Source organism: Marinomonas phycocola (assembly GCF_047525455.1).
Classification (GTDB): domain Bacteria; phylum Pseudomonadota; class Gammaproteobacteria; order Pseudomonadales; family Marinomonadaceae; genus Marinomonas.
The window spans coordinates 151986-167329 of the sequence record NZ_JBLIXL010000002.1 but is presented as its reverse complement, the minus strand read 5'-3'; the positions used below and the strand labels follow the sequence as shown (position 1 = coordinate 167329).

13 protein-coding genes are annotated in these 15344 nt (G+C 42.3%); 9 read left to right on the top strand and 4 right to left on the bottom strand.

Going from position 1 to position 15344, the window contains the following annotated elements; translation table 11 throughout:
* Positions 1 to 72: 72 nt before the first annotated feature.
* Positions 73 to 2127 (bottom strand): methionine--tRNA ligase, encoded by a 2055-nt coding sequence (gene metG, locus ACMUMJ_RS02550; RefSeq protein WP_414677313.1) that lies wholly within the window; start codon positions 2125 to 2127, stop codon positions 73 to 75.
* Positions 2128 to 2452: 325 nt separating this feature from the next.
* On the opposite strand from metG, the gene apbC reads away from it, so the two are divergent.
* The gene (apbC, locus tag ACMUMJ_RS02545) at positions 2453 to 3529 is read left to right on the top strand and encodes an iron-sulfur cluster carrier protein ApbC (RefSeq protein WP_414677237.1); all 1077 of its coding nucleotides are present in this window, start codon (positions 2453 to 2455) and stop codon (positions 3527 to 3529) included.
* A 9-nt stretch (positions 3530 to 3538) separates the two neighbouring features.
* On the top strand, positions 3539 to 4132 hold the full coding sequence (dcd, locus tag ACMUMJ_RS02540; protein WP_414677236.1) for a dCTP deaminase: 594 nt from the start codon (positions 3539 to 3541) through the stop codon (positions 4130 to 4132).
* Positions 4133 to 4353: 221 nt separating this feature from the next.
* On the opposite strand, the gene ACMUMJ_RS02535 is transcribed toward dcd, so the two are convergent.
* The 3 genes from ACMUMJ_RS02535 to ACMUMJ_RS02525 all read right to left on the bottom strand — a co-directional run bounded on the left by ACMUMJ_RS02535 (position 4354) and on the right by ACMUMJ_RS02525 (position 6917).
* The gene (locus tag ACMUMJ_RS02535) at positions 4354 to 4980 is read right to left on the bottom strand and encodes a LysE family translocator (protein ID WP_414677235.1); all 627 of its coding nucleotides are present in this window, start codon (positions 4978 to 4980) and stop codon (positions 4354 to 4356) included.
* A gap of 312 nt (positions 4981 to 5292) precedes the next feature.
* Positions 5293 to 6594, bottom strand: coding sequence for a DEAD/DEAH box helicase (locus ACMUMJ_RS02530; protein ID WP_414677234.1), 1302 nt, complete (start codon positions 6592 to 6594; stop codon positions 5293 to 5295).
* Positions 6595 to 6740: 146 nt separating this feature from the next.
* Positions 6741 to 6917, bottom strand: coding sequence for a hypothetical protein (locus ACMUMJ_RS02525; RefSeq protein ID WP_414677233.1), 177 nt, complete (start codon positions 6915 to 6917; stop codon positions 6741 to 6743).
* A 168-nt stretch (positions 6918 to 7085) separates the two neighbouring features.
* On the opposite strand from ACMUMJ_RS02525, the gene ACMUMJ_RS02520 reads away from it, so the two are divergent.
* From ACMUMJ_RS02520 to ACMUMJ_RS02490, 7 genes are all read left to right on the top strand, one after another.
* Positions 7086 to 8102, top strand: coding sequence for a CobW family GTP-binding protein (locus ACMUMJ_RS02520; RefSeq protein WP_414677232.1), 1017 nt, complete (start codon positions 7086 to 7088; stop codon positions 8100 to 8102).
* 274 nt (positions 8103 to 8376) lie between these two features.
* Positions 8377 to 10176 carry an acyl-CoA dehydrogenase C-terminal domain-containing protein gene (locus tag ACMUMJ_RS02515; RefSeq protein ID WP_414677231.1) on the top strand — a complete coding sequence of 600 codons (1800 nt, stop codon included), beginning with the start codon at positions 8377 to 8379 and terminating at the stop codon, positions 10174 to 10176.
* Between the two features lie 110 nt (positions 10177 to 10286).
* Positions 10287 to 10601, top strand: a complete 315-nt coding sequence (locus ACMUMJ_RS02510; RefSeq protein WP_414677230.1) for an SCP2 sterol-binding domain-containing protein — start codon at positions 10287 to 10289, stop codon at positions 10599 to 10601.
* A gap of 113 nt (positions 10602 to 10714) precedes the next feature.
* A complete protein-coding gene (locus ACMUMJ_RS02505; RefSeq protein WP_414677229.1) occupies positions 10715 to 12382 on the top strand; it encodes an AMP-binding protein in 1668 nt (555 codons plus the stop codon).
* 197 nt (positions 12383 to 12579) lie between these two features.
* Positions 12580 to 13338: an enoyl-CoA hydratase-related protein gene (locus tag ACMUMJ_RS02500; protein ID WP_414677228.1), complete on the top strand. Its 759-nt coding sequence runs from the start codon at positions 12580 to 12582 to the stop codon at positions 13336 to 13338.
* A 277-nt stretch (positions 13339 to 13615) separates the two neighbouring features.
* Positions 13616 to 14368, top strand: a complete 753-nt coding sequence (locus ACMUMJ_RS02495) for an electron transfer flavoprotein subunit beta/FixA family protein (RefSeq protein ID WP_414677227.1) — start codon at positions 13616 to 13618, stop codon at positions 14366 to 14368.
* On the top strand, positions 14365 to 15306 hold the full coding sequence (locus ACMUMJ_RS02490) for an electron transfer flavoprotein subunit alpha/FixB family protein (protein ID WP_414677226.1): 942 nt from the start codon (positions 14365 to 14367) through the stop codon (positions 15304 to 15306). Before ACMUMJ_RS02495 ends, ACMUMJ_RS02490 begins: the two co-directional genes overlap by 4 nt.
* Positions 15307 to 15344 lie beyond the last annotated feature (38 nt).

Genomic DNA, 15344 nt, shown 5'->3' with positions numbered 1-15344 from the left:
AAAACGATCGGCAAAAAAGGGCCAGTTAGATAATAGTCATAACTGGCTTTTTTATGTCTTATAAAACCGTTCTTACATGATGCGTTGACCTGGCTTCGCACCGCTGTGTGGTTCCATTAGGTAAATTTCTTCTCCACCTGGCCCTGCTGCGAGAACCATACCTTCTGATAAGCCAAACTTCATTTTGCGTGGTGCTAAATTTGCCACCATAACCGTCAGTTTGCCTTCAAGATCTTCAGGTTTATAAGCGGACTTAATACCAGAGAATACGGTGCGTATTTCACCGCCTAAGTCGAGAGTCAGTTTCAGAAGCTTATTGGCTTTTGGGACGTGCTCTGCTTTGGCGATAAGCGCCACGCGTAAATCCACTTTCGCGAAGGCATCAAAATCGATTTCTTCAGAGATAGGTTCTTTTGATAACTCAGAGTCTTCTTCTACGGTTTCAATGGCGGCAGCGCCTTCTTTTGCTGCTTCGGCAACGGCTTCTTTTGATTCTTCGATCATCGCTTCGATTTGCTTTGCTTCAATGCGACCCATTAGTGGTGAAAATTTGTTCACAGTCTTGCCAAATAATAACTCGCTGCGATTGTCCCATGTCAGTTCTTTATTTAAGAAGTCTTCTGCATCTGCAACCAATGTGGGCATAACAGGTTTTAGGTAGGTCGCCAATATGCTGAATAAATTCAGTGCAACAGTACAGACTTCTTGTGCTTTTCCTAAGGTCTCTTCATTTTTTGACAATACCCAAGGTGCTTGATCTGCAATATAGGTATTGGCAATATCAGCAAGGCGCATAATTTCACGAATGGCTTTACCGTATTCTCTTTGTTCAAAGAAGTTTGCGATCACGTCACCCGCATCAATGAAACTCTGAATCATATCGGCTTCAACCACAAAACTCGATAAGGTGTTATCAAATTTCTTATTGATAAAGCTGGCCGTGCGGCTGGCGATGTTAACGATTTTACCCACCACGTCGGAATTAACACGTTGCACAAAATCTTCAAGATTTAAATCAATGTCATCAATGCTGTTATTCAATTTTGCAGCGAAGTAATAACGCAGATATTGAGGATCTAAGTGATTTAAGTAGGTTCTTGCCATGATGAATGTACCGCGAGATTTCGACATTTTTGTGCCATTTACCGTCACGTAACCATGGGCATTAACGCCTGTTGGTGTACGGTATCCTGCACAATCGAGCATGGCTGGCCAGAACAGGGCGTGGAAGTTAATGATGTCTTTACCGATAAAGTGGTAAAGCTCTGCGTCAGAACCCTTACCCCAATAGTCATTAAATTCTAAACCGTCAGTACGGTCACACAAGTTTTTGAAGCTGGCCATGTAACCAATTGGAGCGTCTAACCAAACGTAAAAATATTTACCCGGAGCATCAGGGATTTCAAAGCCAAAATACGGTGCATCACGGCTGATGTCCCACTCTTGTAAGCCAGAATCTAACCATTCAGCAAGCTTGTTTGCGACTTGATCTTGCAAGGTGCCACTGCGAGTCCATTTTGCCAAAAACTCTTGAAAATCTGGCAGTTTGAAGAAGTAATGTTCGGATTCTTTTTCAATCGGAGTTGCACCGGAATAGACAGAACGAGGGTTGATCATTTCCATTGGCGTGTACGTCGCAGAGCAGACTTCGCAATTATCGCCGTATTGATCTTCTGCTTTACATTTAGGGCAGGTACCTTTGATAAATCGATCCGCTAGGAACATTTCTTTCTCAGGGTCGTACGCTTGAACAATTGAACGAACAGAAATTTTACCGTTTTCTTTTAATGCGGTGTAAATAGAAGAGGAAAGCTCTCTGTTTTCTTCGGAATGGGTTGTATGGTAGTTATCGTAGCCAATTAAGAAATCATTGAAATCTGCCATGTGCTCGTTACGAACGCCATCAATTAACTCTTCAGAGGTAATGCCATTATTATTGGCTTTTATCATGATGGCTGTGCCATGAGCATCGTCTGCACAAACCGCAGTACATAAATGGCCTCTTAGTTTTTGAAAGCGTACCCAGATATCTGTTTGGATATGTTCTAGCATATGGCCTAAATGAATTGGACCATTGGCATAAGGAAGGGCGCTAGTAACTAAAATTTTGCGTTGCGTGTGTGCCATTTTACGTAAGCCTATTAAATATGATGACATTCGGTAAACTTTTCTGAGACGGATAAACAGGTAAGTCAAAAAAAGAAAAATTTACGGATTTGAGTGTGGCGGACGAGTCTTTACTGTGCCTAAAGCGGTCTTTTGTTGGAAGAGCACGGCAATAGATGAAAAGAAAAATCGTGACGCTGCTAAAAATCTGACTGCGTAATTATAAGAACCACTGAAATAGGTGCAAGTGCTGGGCTTGCTTTTATAGTAAATGCCCCCATTTTTTCACAATTAATGGAGTATTCTCACCTGTACTTCCCATATTTTATTTTAGGAGAAGCGTTTCATGCTGACTGACCTGCAAATAGTGTCTGAATTGAAAGCATTACCAGATGAAAATTTAAACACAGCTTATGGCGATGTGTGGCAACTGACCAGTCTTTCTGAGGCCATCAACCTAACGTTAAGCTTGCCTTACGCAGCGCAAAAAGAGCAAGCAAGTTTGGTTGGACGCATCCAAGCGACACTGGGGCAGTTGGGTGAAACTCGCCCAGTTAATCTAACGATTCAAAGCAAAATTGGTACATACGGTACGCAAGGCAATCTCCCCGGCATGACTGACGTGAAAAACGTGATCGCTGTGGCATCGGGTAAGGGTGGTGTGGGTAAATCCACCACAACCGTTAACCTTGCGATTGCGATGGCGCAAGAAGGCGCAAAAGTGGGTATTTTAGATGCCGACATCTATGGCCCTAGCCAAGGAATGATGTTGGGCTTTGATGCAGACACTCGCCCTAAAGTACGTGGTGAGAAGTTTTTTATTCCACCCGTCGCGCACGGTGTGCAAGTGATGTCGATGGCGTTCCTTATGACCAAAGATACTCCGGTTGCGTGGCGTGGGCCGATGGTGACGGGAGCGTTAATGCAATTGCTTACTCAAACTGATTGGGACGATCTGGATTTCTTGTTTGTGGATATGCCACCGGGTACAGGTGACATTCAATTGACCTTATCGCAAAAAGTACCAGTAGCGGGTTCGGTTATTGTAACGACGCCGCAAGACATTGCCTTGTTGGATGCGCGTCGTGGTATTGAAATGTTTCGTAAAGTGCACATTCCTGTATTGGGTGTAGTGGAAAATATGTCGACGCATATTTGCTCCAACTGCGGTCATCATGAAGCCATTTTTGGTGATGAAGGCGGAGACGCACTGGCAGAAGAATTTGATGTGAACGTATTGGGCAAATTGCCATTGAGTTTGGCCATTCGTAAGCAAAGTGATGCGGGCATTCCTCCTGTTATTCATGATGAAAAAGGCGATGTTGCGGCAATTTATCATTCGATTGCGCGTAAGCTTGGTGCTACTCTTGCCAATTCAAATACTTCTTTTGAAATGCCAATCATTGGCATGAGTGATGACTAAGGAAAAATAATGCGTTTGTGTGACCGAGATATTATAGCTGCCCTAGATGATGGTGTTATAACTATTGACCCAAGGCCAGAAAATACGGCTATCAGTGGGGTGTCTGTTGATTTGACTCTGGGGAATTCATTTCGAGTATTTCAAGGGCATCCTGCTCCTTATTTAGATCTTAGTGGCCCTAAAGAGGCGTTAAATAAAACCATAGAATCGGTGATGGGGGACGAAATTGTTTTGCCAGATGGAGAACCTTTCTTTATTCACCCTGGTGAACTGGTTTTAGGCGTCACCAAAGAATCCATTACCTTGCCAGAACATTTAGTGGGTTGGTTAGATGGCCGTTCTTCATTGGCTCGATTGGGTCTAATGGTGCATGTAACGGCTCATCGGATCGATCCTGGTTGGAGCGGTGGCATCGTGTTAGAATTTTTAAACGGTGGCAAACTGCCTCTAGCGGTTCGTCCGGGAATGACCATTGGCGCGATTAATTTCGAAACTATGTCTGGCCCCGCGGATCGCCCTTACAATAAACGCGACAACGCAAAATACCGTGATCAAAGCTCTGCTGTGGGCAGTCGTATTAGTAATGATGAAAAATTAAGTTGATGATTGATTTAGGTACAAGTGAATAAAAGAAAGTTCAAGTAAGACGTCTTGAAACCGACATCGTAAACGCCTCTTTTTTCTGTTAGCCTCATTGGCGTTGTTATAGAAAAACAGAGGCTTTTTTTAGACGGATGATGAAGTAATTGGAAGTATGTCTTTATAACTAACATTGATTTTGTTCATTGCTTACCCCTAAAGGTAAGCCTTATGCAGTGTGCGATCTAGTTTTTCACCTGCAATAACGCAATACCAAACCCTATGAAAATACCACCAGTCACGCGATGAAACGCTTTTACGATGCTTTTGCTTTTAAACCAGTGTCTTGCTGATTTTGCAATCGACCCATAGGTTACCAAGCTTAAAAAAGAGAGGCTCATAAAGGTTAATGTCATAATCGCAAACTGAGGCAAAGCAGGGGCGTGAGTGTCCAGAAAAATAGGAAAGAAGGCGATAAAGAACAAAATGGCTTTTGGATTGGTAATCGCAACCAGCAATGCTTCTTTGAATTTTTTCATGTACTGGACTTGCTTAACAGACGTCTCGGCATCCTCCGTAAAAAAAGTATTCGTACTACGGAACTTCTTGATGCCCAAATAGATTAAATAACCCGCACCGATAAATTTAAGCCCCATAAACAAAATTGCCGACGTTTGCAGCAGTAAGCCCAAACCAAACATAGAAACCGTAGAGAGAACGAATAATCCTACGACGTTTCCGAGAGAAGAGGCAACAACGGCTTTAGAGCCGGATGAAACACCATTTGAGATGGCAAGTAATATAGAGGGGCCGGGGCTGATAATGTTCAAAAATGCCGCAGCAGTAAAGAGTATCCATGTTTCAAACGTCATGACTTTTCCTTTTTGAATGACAACAAGTGGCAGTAGATACAGGTATTAAATGCGCTTAGAGAGAATATCTCTCATCGATATTAAGGGTATTTCGCGTATCTGACAAGTGCGGTAAACGAGTAAAAATAAGAGACAATACTTGGAATGTTTTTTTTTGAGATTAGGTTGTCTGAAAAATATAGAGTAATAGCATTTTTTGATGCTATTCTCCCTCATAGTTATGAGTTCTTTATGAATGACGAATTGATCGAAAGTTATAAAGGGTTTTAAGCAACGACGTTGCGGCCTGTTTTTGTTGGCCGCAACTGTGTATTACTTTTTGGTGGTCAGCTTAGTAAATGGACTGCTTCTTAATCCTGGTCCTTCTGTCACGTCTGGTTTTTCTAAAACTACTTTATGCTTATTGGATTTGGTTTGATTGGTTGGCTTTGTTGATTTGGGCGATTTTTTTTGTGATCTTGGGTGAGAATCAGGCACACGATGATCGGGTTCAAAGCCGGGGATTTCCTTACGGCTGATGCGTGTTTTCAGTAGTGCTTCGATGGCTTGCAAAGATTCGACTTCGTCTGCACAGACCAAAGAGACGGCGCGACCTTCTTGACCTGCACGACCAGTTCGACCAATACGATGAATATAATCTTCTGCGACGTGAGGTAAATCCAAATTGATGACCACAGGGAGGTTTTGAATGTCCAAACCACGTGCGGCGATGTCCGTGGCAACGAGGTAAGCCAGCTTCCCTGATTTAAATTTTTCCAATGTGCTTAGGCGGATAGGCTGAGATTTGTCGCCATGAATCGCAGCCGCACTGAACCCTTGTGACTGTAGTATCTCTGTCACTTCATCGGCACCCCGTTTAGTCTTCGCGAAAATGAGCGCTTGTTCCCAATGTTGGCGGTCTAGTAACTCAGCTAATAATTCACCTTTACGAGCTTTATCGACAGGGTAAAGTTGGTGGCGAACCGTATTGGCAACTTGGTTGTTTTTATTGACAGCCACTTCGCTTGGATTAGACAGCCAAAGTTTCGCAAGTTTGCGAATGTGATTTGAGTAGGTCGCGGAAAACATCAAGGTTTGACGGTTTTTAGGAATCAATGTCAGTAGTTCATTTAAGGATTTTTCAAAACCTAAATCCAACATTCTATCGGCTTCGTCCAATACCAAGGATTCTAAATGAGTGAAATGAACCGCTTCTTGTTGTACTAAATCCATTAAACGACCGGGAGTCGCAACCAAAATATCCGCCCCGCGTTTTAAGCCATTTACCTGAGGGTAAAGTTGCACACCACCGTAAACTGTCTGGCTGCGCAAATTAAGATCGTTGCTGTAAGTACGCACACTGTCACCAATTTGCGCCGCAAGCTCCCGTGTGGGGGCTAATATTAAGCAGCGAACCGAATTTGCAGGGCCACGTCTGCCTTTGGTTAGGTTTTGCAGCAGTGGCAAACAAAACGCCGCTGTTTTACCTGTCCCTGTTTGTGCCGCCGCGACAACATCCTGGCCTTCTAGTATGAGTGGAATGGCTTGTTTCTGTATTGGAGTCGGCGTTTTATAGTCCAAACTATCGAGGGTGGCTAATAACGTCGGGTGTAACTGAAGTGCTGAAAAACTCATGGTTTACTCGTGGTATAGGCTATTTTCGAGTAGATTACCTGAATTCCCGTAACCACGCTACGAATCGGAGGTCATAGCGTGGTGGTTAGAGACGAATAGAGCAATTTTATCTGTATTTTATAAAGTGATGTCAACAGGCACTGTTTTTACGGTCTTGAATTTGCATCCAATGGCCTAAGAATGCGAAAAAGATCCGCCACCTGCTTAGTCGTTAATCCTCTTGCCCATAACGTTGCATTTGTTGTTGGCATCGTTGGATTGTGTTGATCTTCTCTAATAGAACGGTGCTTAATATTATTTTTAAGATTGTGAGGCTTTGGCATGTGATCTCTTCAATTAATGTGTTTAGTGCTTTTTTAATGATTTATGCTGTCTGTTCGTCTGTCGATTCACTATGAATAAATATCTAAAACTCTCAATGATTTTAAACGGTTTTTTGATTATTATTCTCTATGCGTCCTCACCTTCATTCTATATCAAAAGGTATTTCCATGCGTTATCAAGGCATTAAAGTCAACGTTATCACTGGGTTTTTAGGCGCAGGGAAAACCACCTTGATTCGTCATCTGCTGGCGCAGGCTCCTGCTTACGAACGCTGGGCTGTGTTGGTGAATGAGTTTGGTGATATTGGTTTGGATGGTGTATTGTTACAGAACACTCAACAGCAGGGTGGCTTGTTCAAAGACAATATAGCGATTAAAGAAGTGCCAGGTGGTTGTGTGTGTTGCACGACATCGGCGGCGTTTGCGCAGGGGTTGAATCAGTTGATACGTCAGCACAATCCAGACCGCATTTTTATTGAACCTTCTGGTCTTGGTCACCCAAAGCAAATACTGGCAAAGTTACGCGCGTCACAGTATCAAGACGTATTATTGGTGACTGGGGCGTTTTGCGTATTGGATGCACGTCACCTTGCTGATTCTCGTTATGTTCAGCATGAAATTTTTAATGATCAAGTCGAATCGGCGGATGCGATTGTGCTTAGCCATGTTGATGCGTATGCCGAGGAGGATAGGCTCCGTCTAAAGCAATATTGTCAGGAAAAAGAGAAAAGCCGCTGTTTTTCATCCGACCCTATGAATTTGAATATAGAAGATTTGGATATTGGGTTAAAGGAACCTCCACCTATTGAGGTCCTGTCACTTGAAGGGAGAGATGCTCATGTTGACCATAACCATCATAGTCATTCTCATGAATCTAACCAAGACCATTATGTAAAAGAGCAAGATGGAATGAAGGTTGCGGGTTGGCGTTGGTCTGATTCTGTTGCCTTTGACGAGTCTTCATTACGCGCTGTGCTAGCGAACATTACTGCACTTGATGGCGTGTATCGCGTGAAGGGTGTGTTTAAACTGGATGACGCTATTGGGCTATTTGTGAATGCCTCCAGAGGATCGTTAAAGGTGGAAATGTCACCTTGGGATGAAGATAGTCGATTTGAAGTGATTGGTTCCGCTGCTGAAAAATGGAATAGAACAGTGGAAAGCTTATGCTCAAAACTGACGTAACTGACGTAACTGACGTAACTGACGTAACTGACGTAACTGACGTAACTGACGTAACTGGCGTATTTTAATGAGTTTTTAATCTTCTCTCTGATAGGGGATCTTTTTTATTATTCCGCCCGTGTAGCGGGTTCTAGATAGTTGATTATTTTTGTCATGGTTTTTGATGGCTTTTGTTATTGAGTGATTTGCATTTATAACCCACTCTTAATGCATAAGCGCACCATTGTATAAATGAGTGTAGTGACCGAATAAAACAAAAAACGGGATAGAGCACATGCCTGAATATAAAGCACCCTTACGTGATATCAAATTTGTAACGGAAGAGTTACTTAATTTTTCAACACATTATGCAAACTTGCCTGGTGCAGAAGAAGCCACACCTGACATGATCGACGCCATTCTAGAAGAAGGCGCGAAATTCTCTGAGCGTGTGTTGTCTCCTTTGAATCGCATCGGAGATCAACAAGGATGTACTTTTGATGATGGTGTTGTGACTACTCCCGATGGCTTTAAAGAAGCGTACCAACAATATGTAGAAGGTGGCTGGCCTTCATTGGCTCATGCGGAAGAGTTTGGTGGTCAAGGCTTACCAGAGTCTCTTGGTATGATGGTTACGGAAATGGTGGCGTCGGCAAACTGGTCATGGAGCATGTATCCGGGCTTGAGCCATGGAGCAATGAACACCATTGAAATCCACGGTACGGATGAGCAGAAAGAAACCTACTTAACGAAACTGGTATCCGGTGAGTGGACAGGCACCATGTGCCTAACTGAATCGCATTGCGGTACGGATTTAGGTATGTTAAAAACCAAAGCAGAACCCAATGATGATGGTTCTTATTCTCTTACAGGGACAAAGATTTTTATCTCTGCGGGTGAGCACGATATGGCGGGTAATATTGTCCACATCGTACTGGCTCGTATTGCGGGTGCGCCTGAAGGTACGAAAGGCATCTCACTGTTTATTGTTCCTAAGTTTAATGTGGATGCACAAGGTGAGATTGCAGACCGTAATGGTGTGTCCTGTGGCTCGATTGAACACAAAATGGGCATTCATGGTAATGCGACTTGTGTGATGAACTTCGATGGCGCGAAAGGGTATTTGATTGGGCCTGCGAATAAAGGGCTGAACTGCATGTTTACCTTTATGAATACCGCTCGTCTTGGTACCGCGATTCAAGGTTTGGTTCACGCTGAATGGGCTTTGCAGAATTCAGTCGCCTATGCAAAAGATCGTCTGCAAATGCGCTCTTTATCTGGTGCGAAGTCTCCAGAAAAATCCGCTGATGCGATTATTGTTCACCCAGATGTGCGTCGTATGTTGTTGACGCAAAAAGCCTTTGCGGAAGGTGGGCGCGCACTTGTTCATTATTGTTCCAAACTGGTTGATATTACCAAGAAAGGTTCTGCGGACGAAAAAGCCGAAGCGGACGAATTAATGTCATTACTGACACCGATTGCAAAAGCGTTCTTAACAGAAACAGGTTTTGAATCGGCGAACCAAGGCATTCAGGTGTTTGGTGGGCATGGTTACATTGCTGAGTGGGGTATGGAACAAAATGTGCGTGATGCGCGTATTTCTATGTTATATGAAGGCACAACGGGCATTCAAGCACTGGATTTATTGGGCCGAAAAGTACTCATGACTCAAGGGGCAACCCTAAAACGCTTCACAAAAATTGTGCATAAGTTCTGTAAAGAACATAAAGGCGATAAGCGCTTTAAGTCTTACATCAGTGTTTTGGATAAATTAAACGGTGAATGGGGCGATTTAACTCTTAAGATTGGCATGAAAGCGATTCGAAACAAAGATGAAGTGGGCGCGGCGTCATTTGATTATTTAATGTTCTCTGGCTATGTGGTGTTGGCGTATTTTTGGGCAAACATGGCCATTACTGCACAGAAAAAGTTAGACGAAGGTTCCGATGAAGTCGGTTTTTACACAGCGAAACTGCAAACAGCTACCTTCTATTACGAACGTTTGTTGCCAAGAGCGCGTGGGCATGTAGAAGCCATGTTATCTGGTTCTGCGAACCTGTTGTCTATGGATGAAGAGAATTTTGTTATTGTTTAAGAAATGAACGCCTAGGTGCTCGATGTATCGATACAAGAGCTAAAAAGACGTAACGAGTTGTTTATATAATTTGAATTCAAGTAAGCAAGAATCGAATAGGAAGAGTAAGAATGAGCAATGCAAAAAGTGTTTTTGAAACTATGGTTGACCGCTTTAACGCAGAAGAAGCGGACGGTATGGAAGCGGTATTTCAGTTTGAAATTGACAGTACCGATTCTTTTTACCTTACGATTGAAGATGATAAGTGCTCATTAACAGAAGGTGAGCACGATGATGCAACGGTGACCTTACGTATGGACTTAGATACATTAGAAAATGTAATGAGTGAAGAGTTAGATGGTATGGAAGCGTTTATGAAGGGTAAGATACAGGCAGATGGAGATATCATGTTAGCGACAAAATTGACTCAAATCTTTCCAAATTGATTTTGATCTCAATGTAAGCCATTAGAAATAGGTAGCCCAGCTTCCGAGTTAATCGAAGTTGGGTTTGTTCGTGACAGGTTTCTCCTATAAAAAAAACAAACAGGAGCGTTACTATGACTACAGACAGCGCAGCAAGTAAAAAGCCGGGTTGCTGGATTCCTGAAGATTTAAACCCTCAAAATTTCCAGTCAGTTATTGATGTGTTCCTACATTCATGTAAAGAGTTTAAAAGCTTACCTGCCTATACTTGCATGGGTAAAACCATCACGTATGAAGAATTAGATACGTTATCGAGTGCATTTGCAGCGTACTTACAAAACAAGACAGATTTGCAAGTGGGTGACCGTATTGCTATTCAATTGCCTAATGTGATCCAGTCTCCAGTGGCTGTATTTGGTGCAATGAAAGCGGGATTGATTGTGGTGAATACCAACCCACTGTATACACCGAAAGAATTACTGCATCAATTTAATGATTCAGGTGCTAAAGCGTTGGTTGTATTTGCGAATATGGCGCATAACGTTGAAAAAATCATTGACCAAACAGACATCAAGCATGTGTTTGTAACGGAAATTGCGGACTTTCATCCTGTTCCTAAAAAATGGTTAATTAATTCCGTTGTTAAATACGTTAAAAAATTGGTGCCGCCATTTTCATTACCAAAATCCATCAGTTTTTTTTCTGCCGTACAGGATGGTAAGCAATTAAAAGCGAATATTATTGCTAAAAAGCCAGAAGAGATTGCCGTTTTGCAATATACAGGCGGTACAACAGGCGTAGCGAAAGGTGCCATGTTGACTCATGCCAATCTGATTTCAAATATGCATCAATTAGGCGACCGGTTGAGTGAGCACTGTATTCTCGGAGAAGAACTTTATATTGCTCCTTTGCCTTTGTACCATATTTATTCTTTTCTTATTCACGGATTAACATTGGTAAGCCGTGGTGCGCATACGATATTGATTCCTAATCCAAGAGACATTCCTGGTTTTGTTAAAGAACTTAAAAATTGGAAGTTTTCAGGCTTTGTTGGTCTAAATACTTTGTTTGTTGCTTTGTGTAATAACGAAGAGTTTAAGAAATTGGATTTCTCGCGTTTAAAAGTAACGGCATCAGGAGGGATGGCATTAACACATTCTGCCGCTGATGAATGGAAGCGGATTACTGGGCGTACCGTAATTGAAGGGTACGGGCTAACAGAAACTTCTCCTGTTGTTTCTTTTAATCCGGTTGGTAAAGAAAAAATAGGCACCATTGGTTTGCCTGTCGATCATACTTTGTTGAAGTTATTAGGTGAGAATAACCAGCCAGTTGCAGAAGGAGAAGCAGGTGTTCTTTGTGTGTCTGGCCCTCAAGTCATGAAAGGCTATTGGCAGCGCGAAGAAGCTACGAAGGAAGACATGACGGATGATGGCTACTTTATTACTGGAGATATTGCGAAAATTCACTCGGATGGGTACGTTCAAATTGTTGATCGTGCAAAGGATATGATCAATGTATCCGGTTTCAATGTGTACCCGACGGAAATAGAAGATTGTTTAAGCTCTCATCAGGGTATTTTAGAGGCGGCAGCAGTGGGTGTACCAGATGATAAAACTGGCGAAGCTGTGAAGGCGTTTGTGGTACTGAAGAACGATTTAAAAGACATTGATGTGGAGGCAGTACGTGAATTTTGTCGCGAAGAACTGGCGGCCTACAAAGTGCCTAAATACGTTGAAGTGCGAGTAGAATTACCTAAAACCAATGTTGGTAAAGTTTTGCGCCGCGCATTAAGAGAATAGCTGAGCGGCAACAAAGGATGAAGGTTCAGCATGTAATGTGATGATTTAAATCTTACTCGTGTAGATGGCTGATCCGTAAATGTGAAGGTAAAAAGTGATCAATTTTGTTTTATAGCTTAGAACGAAAATGATCACTTTTTTTTGCAATTGATTTACGTCTTTTTAATCCATTTCAGAAGGCAGTTTGAAAAATGACAATGAGCAATTTTATACAATCGAGTGTTGAAGGTGGTATCCAGAAAATTTGTTTGAATCGCCCTTCGAAGAAAAATGCCATTACATTAGACATGTATCAAGCATTGACTGACAGCTTAAATGAAGGTGAGTTTAATAAAGATGTATTTGTTACTGTGATTTATGGTGAAGGGCAAGATTTTTCGTCGGGTAATGATGTGGGAGAATTTGTCCAAATCGCGCAAAATCCAGAAAAAATGTCACCTATTATGATGTTTTTGCAAACCTTATCACAATATCCGAAGCCATTATTCGCTGCCGTGGAAGGAAGGGCAGTGGGTATTGGTGCAACCATGTTGTTGCATTGCGATATGGTTTTTTCTGCCAGAAAGAGCACACTGTGTTTTCCTTTTGTGAGACTGGGTGTTGTGCCAGAAGCGGCAGCAAGCTATTTATTACCTCGGTTAGTTGGCCATCAACATGCGTTTGAAAAATTGGTATTAGGGGAGCCTTTCTTTGCGGAAGAAGCTTATGATATGGGAATGATTAATTATCTTTGTGAAGATGAAGAAGCTTTGTCGTTAGCCATGACATACGCTGAAAGAATGACACTCTTGCCACCGGATGCCGTTATGTTGAGTAAGGAGCTGTTGAAACAAACGTCTTATGATGACGTACAAAAAACGCTCATAGATGAAGGTGAAATATTTAAAAACCGTTTGCAGTCTAAAGAGGCCCACATGGCATTTAGGGCGTTTTTATCACGTTCCAAGCCAAATTAAAGTGTTTTTGAATAAAAGGTGTGACTTTCTAGAATCTCCTTCTTTCGTCCTGTTGTATTATTAGATCGTGGATAGGTGAATTTTTTTGCGGTAATGTTTTATATCAGTGATGCTTTTTGTTACTGAACGGGGGCTTTTTTGTTATTGATGAAATTTCTAATAAAACTAGTATTAGTTACATGAATTTATGATTCTTATTTTGTTCTGATTGCGATGATGTTTTTGTTGTAAGCTTAGGAATGAGATCGACCTAATTGATAAAGTGTATCGAGGTTCTATGAAGATTTTAGTCACGGTTAAGCGCGTTGTAGACTACAACGTAAAAGTACGAGTAAAAGCAGACCGCTCTGATGTTGAGCTGGCCAATGTAAAAATGTCGATTAATCCATTTTGTGAAATCGCGGTTGAAGAAGCCATTCGTTTAAAAGAGAAAGGCGTAGCAACTGAGGTTGTCGTTGTTTCTGTTGGTTCCAAAACCTGTCAAGAAACACTACGAACAGCGCTGGCATTAGGGGCGGATCGCGGTATTCAAATTGAAACAGAAGACGGTCTTGATTCTTTGGCTGTGGCAAAATTGATTGCGAAAGTGGCTCAAGAAGAAGCTGTAGATATGATTATTATGGGCAAACAAGCGATCGACTCTGATAATAACCAAACGGGTCAAATGGTTGCAGCATTGTTGGATTATCCACAAGCGACGTTTGCATCTGAAGTTGTTATTGAAGATGGAGCGGCTCAAGTAACTCGCGAAATTGATGGTGGCTTACAAGTGCTGTCTATTAAATTACCTGCGGTTATAACGACTGATTTACGCCTGAATGAACCTCGGTTTGCTTCCTTACCAAATATTATGAAAGCGAAGAGAAAACCAATCGCTGTGAAAACCGCAGAGGAGTTGGGGGTTAATACTCAATCCAATGTTGAAATTATTTCTGTTGCTCCGCCTTCGGATCGTAAAGCGGGTATCAAGGTGGGTTCGATTGCTGAACTTGTTGAGAAACTTAAAAATGAAGCGAAGGTGTTGTCATGAGCTTATTAATTATTGCTGAACACGATAATAATGAATTAAAACCCAGTACGTTAAATACCATTGCTGCAGCGCAAAAAATCCAGTCTCAAACTCAGTGTGATATTCATTTGTTGATCGCGGGTTCTCAATGTCAATCTGTTGCAGAGCAAGCGTCGCAAGTTGAGTTTGTTCAAAAAGTTTTGGTGGCGGACAACGCGGCATATGAACATCAGTTGGCGGAAAATATCAGTAAATTAGTCATTGATATAGCGGAAGGTTACGAGCATATTTTATCTCCTGCTACGACAACAGGAAAAAATCTATTACCTCGTGTGGCGGCGTTGCTGAATGTGGCACAGTTATCTGATGTGGTTGAGGTTATTGGGGCAGACACATTTGTGCGTCCTATCTACGCGGGCAATGCATTGGCAACGGTAAAAACAACGGATGCGATTAAGGTGTTAACCATTCGTGCTACAGGATTTGACCCTGTGTCTGCCCAAGGCGGCAGCGCTGAAATCGTTGCTATGGAACAAGTTATTGAATCGACTCAGAGCCAGTTTGTGAGTGAACAGTTGGCTGAGTCAGACCGACCTGAATTAACGGCGGCAAGTATTATTGTGTCTGGTGGTCGAGGCATGGGCAGCGGTGAAAATTTCCAATTGCTTGAAGCAGTAGCTGATAAACTAGGGGCCGCTGTTGGTGCATCTCGTGCCGCGGTTGATGCGGGCTTTGTACCGAATGATTGGCAAGTGGGTCAAACGGGTAAAACGGTTGCACCTGACTTGTACATCGCAGTAGGTATCTCTGGTGCGATTCAGCATTTAGCGGGCATGAAAGATTCAAAAGTCATCGTCGCTATTAACAAAGATGAAGAAGCACCTATTTTCCAAGTGGCGGATTATGGGTTAGTAGCTGATTTATTTGATGCGGTTCCTGAATTAGAGAAGTCACTTTAATTTGTTTGAGGACACCAGAGGCCGTTTTGCGTTTGGTG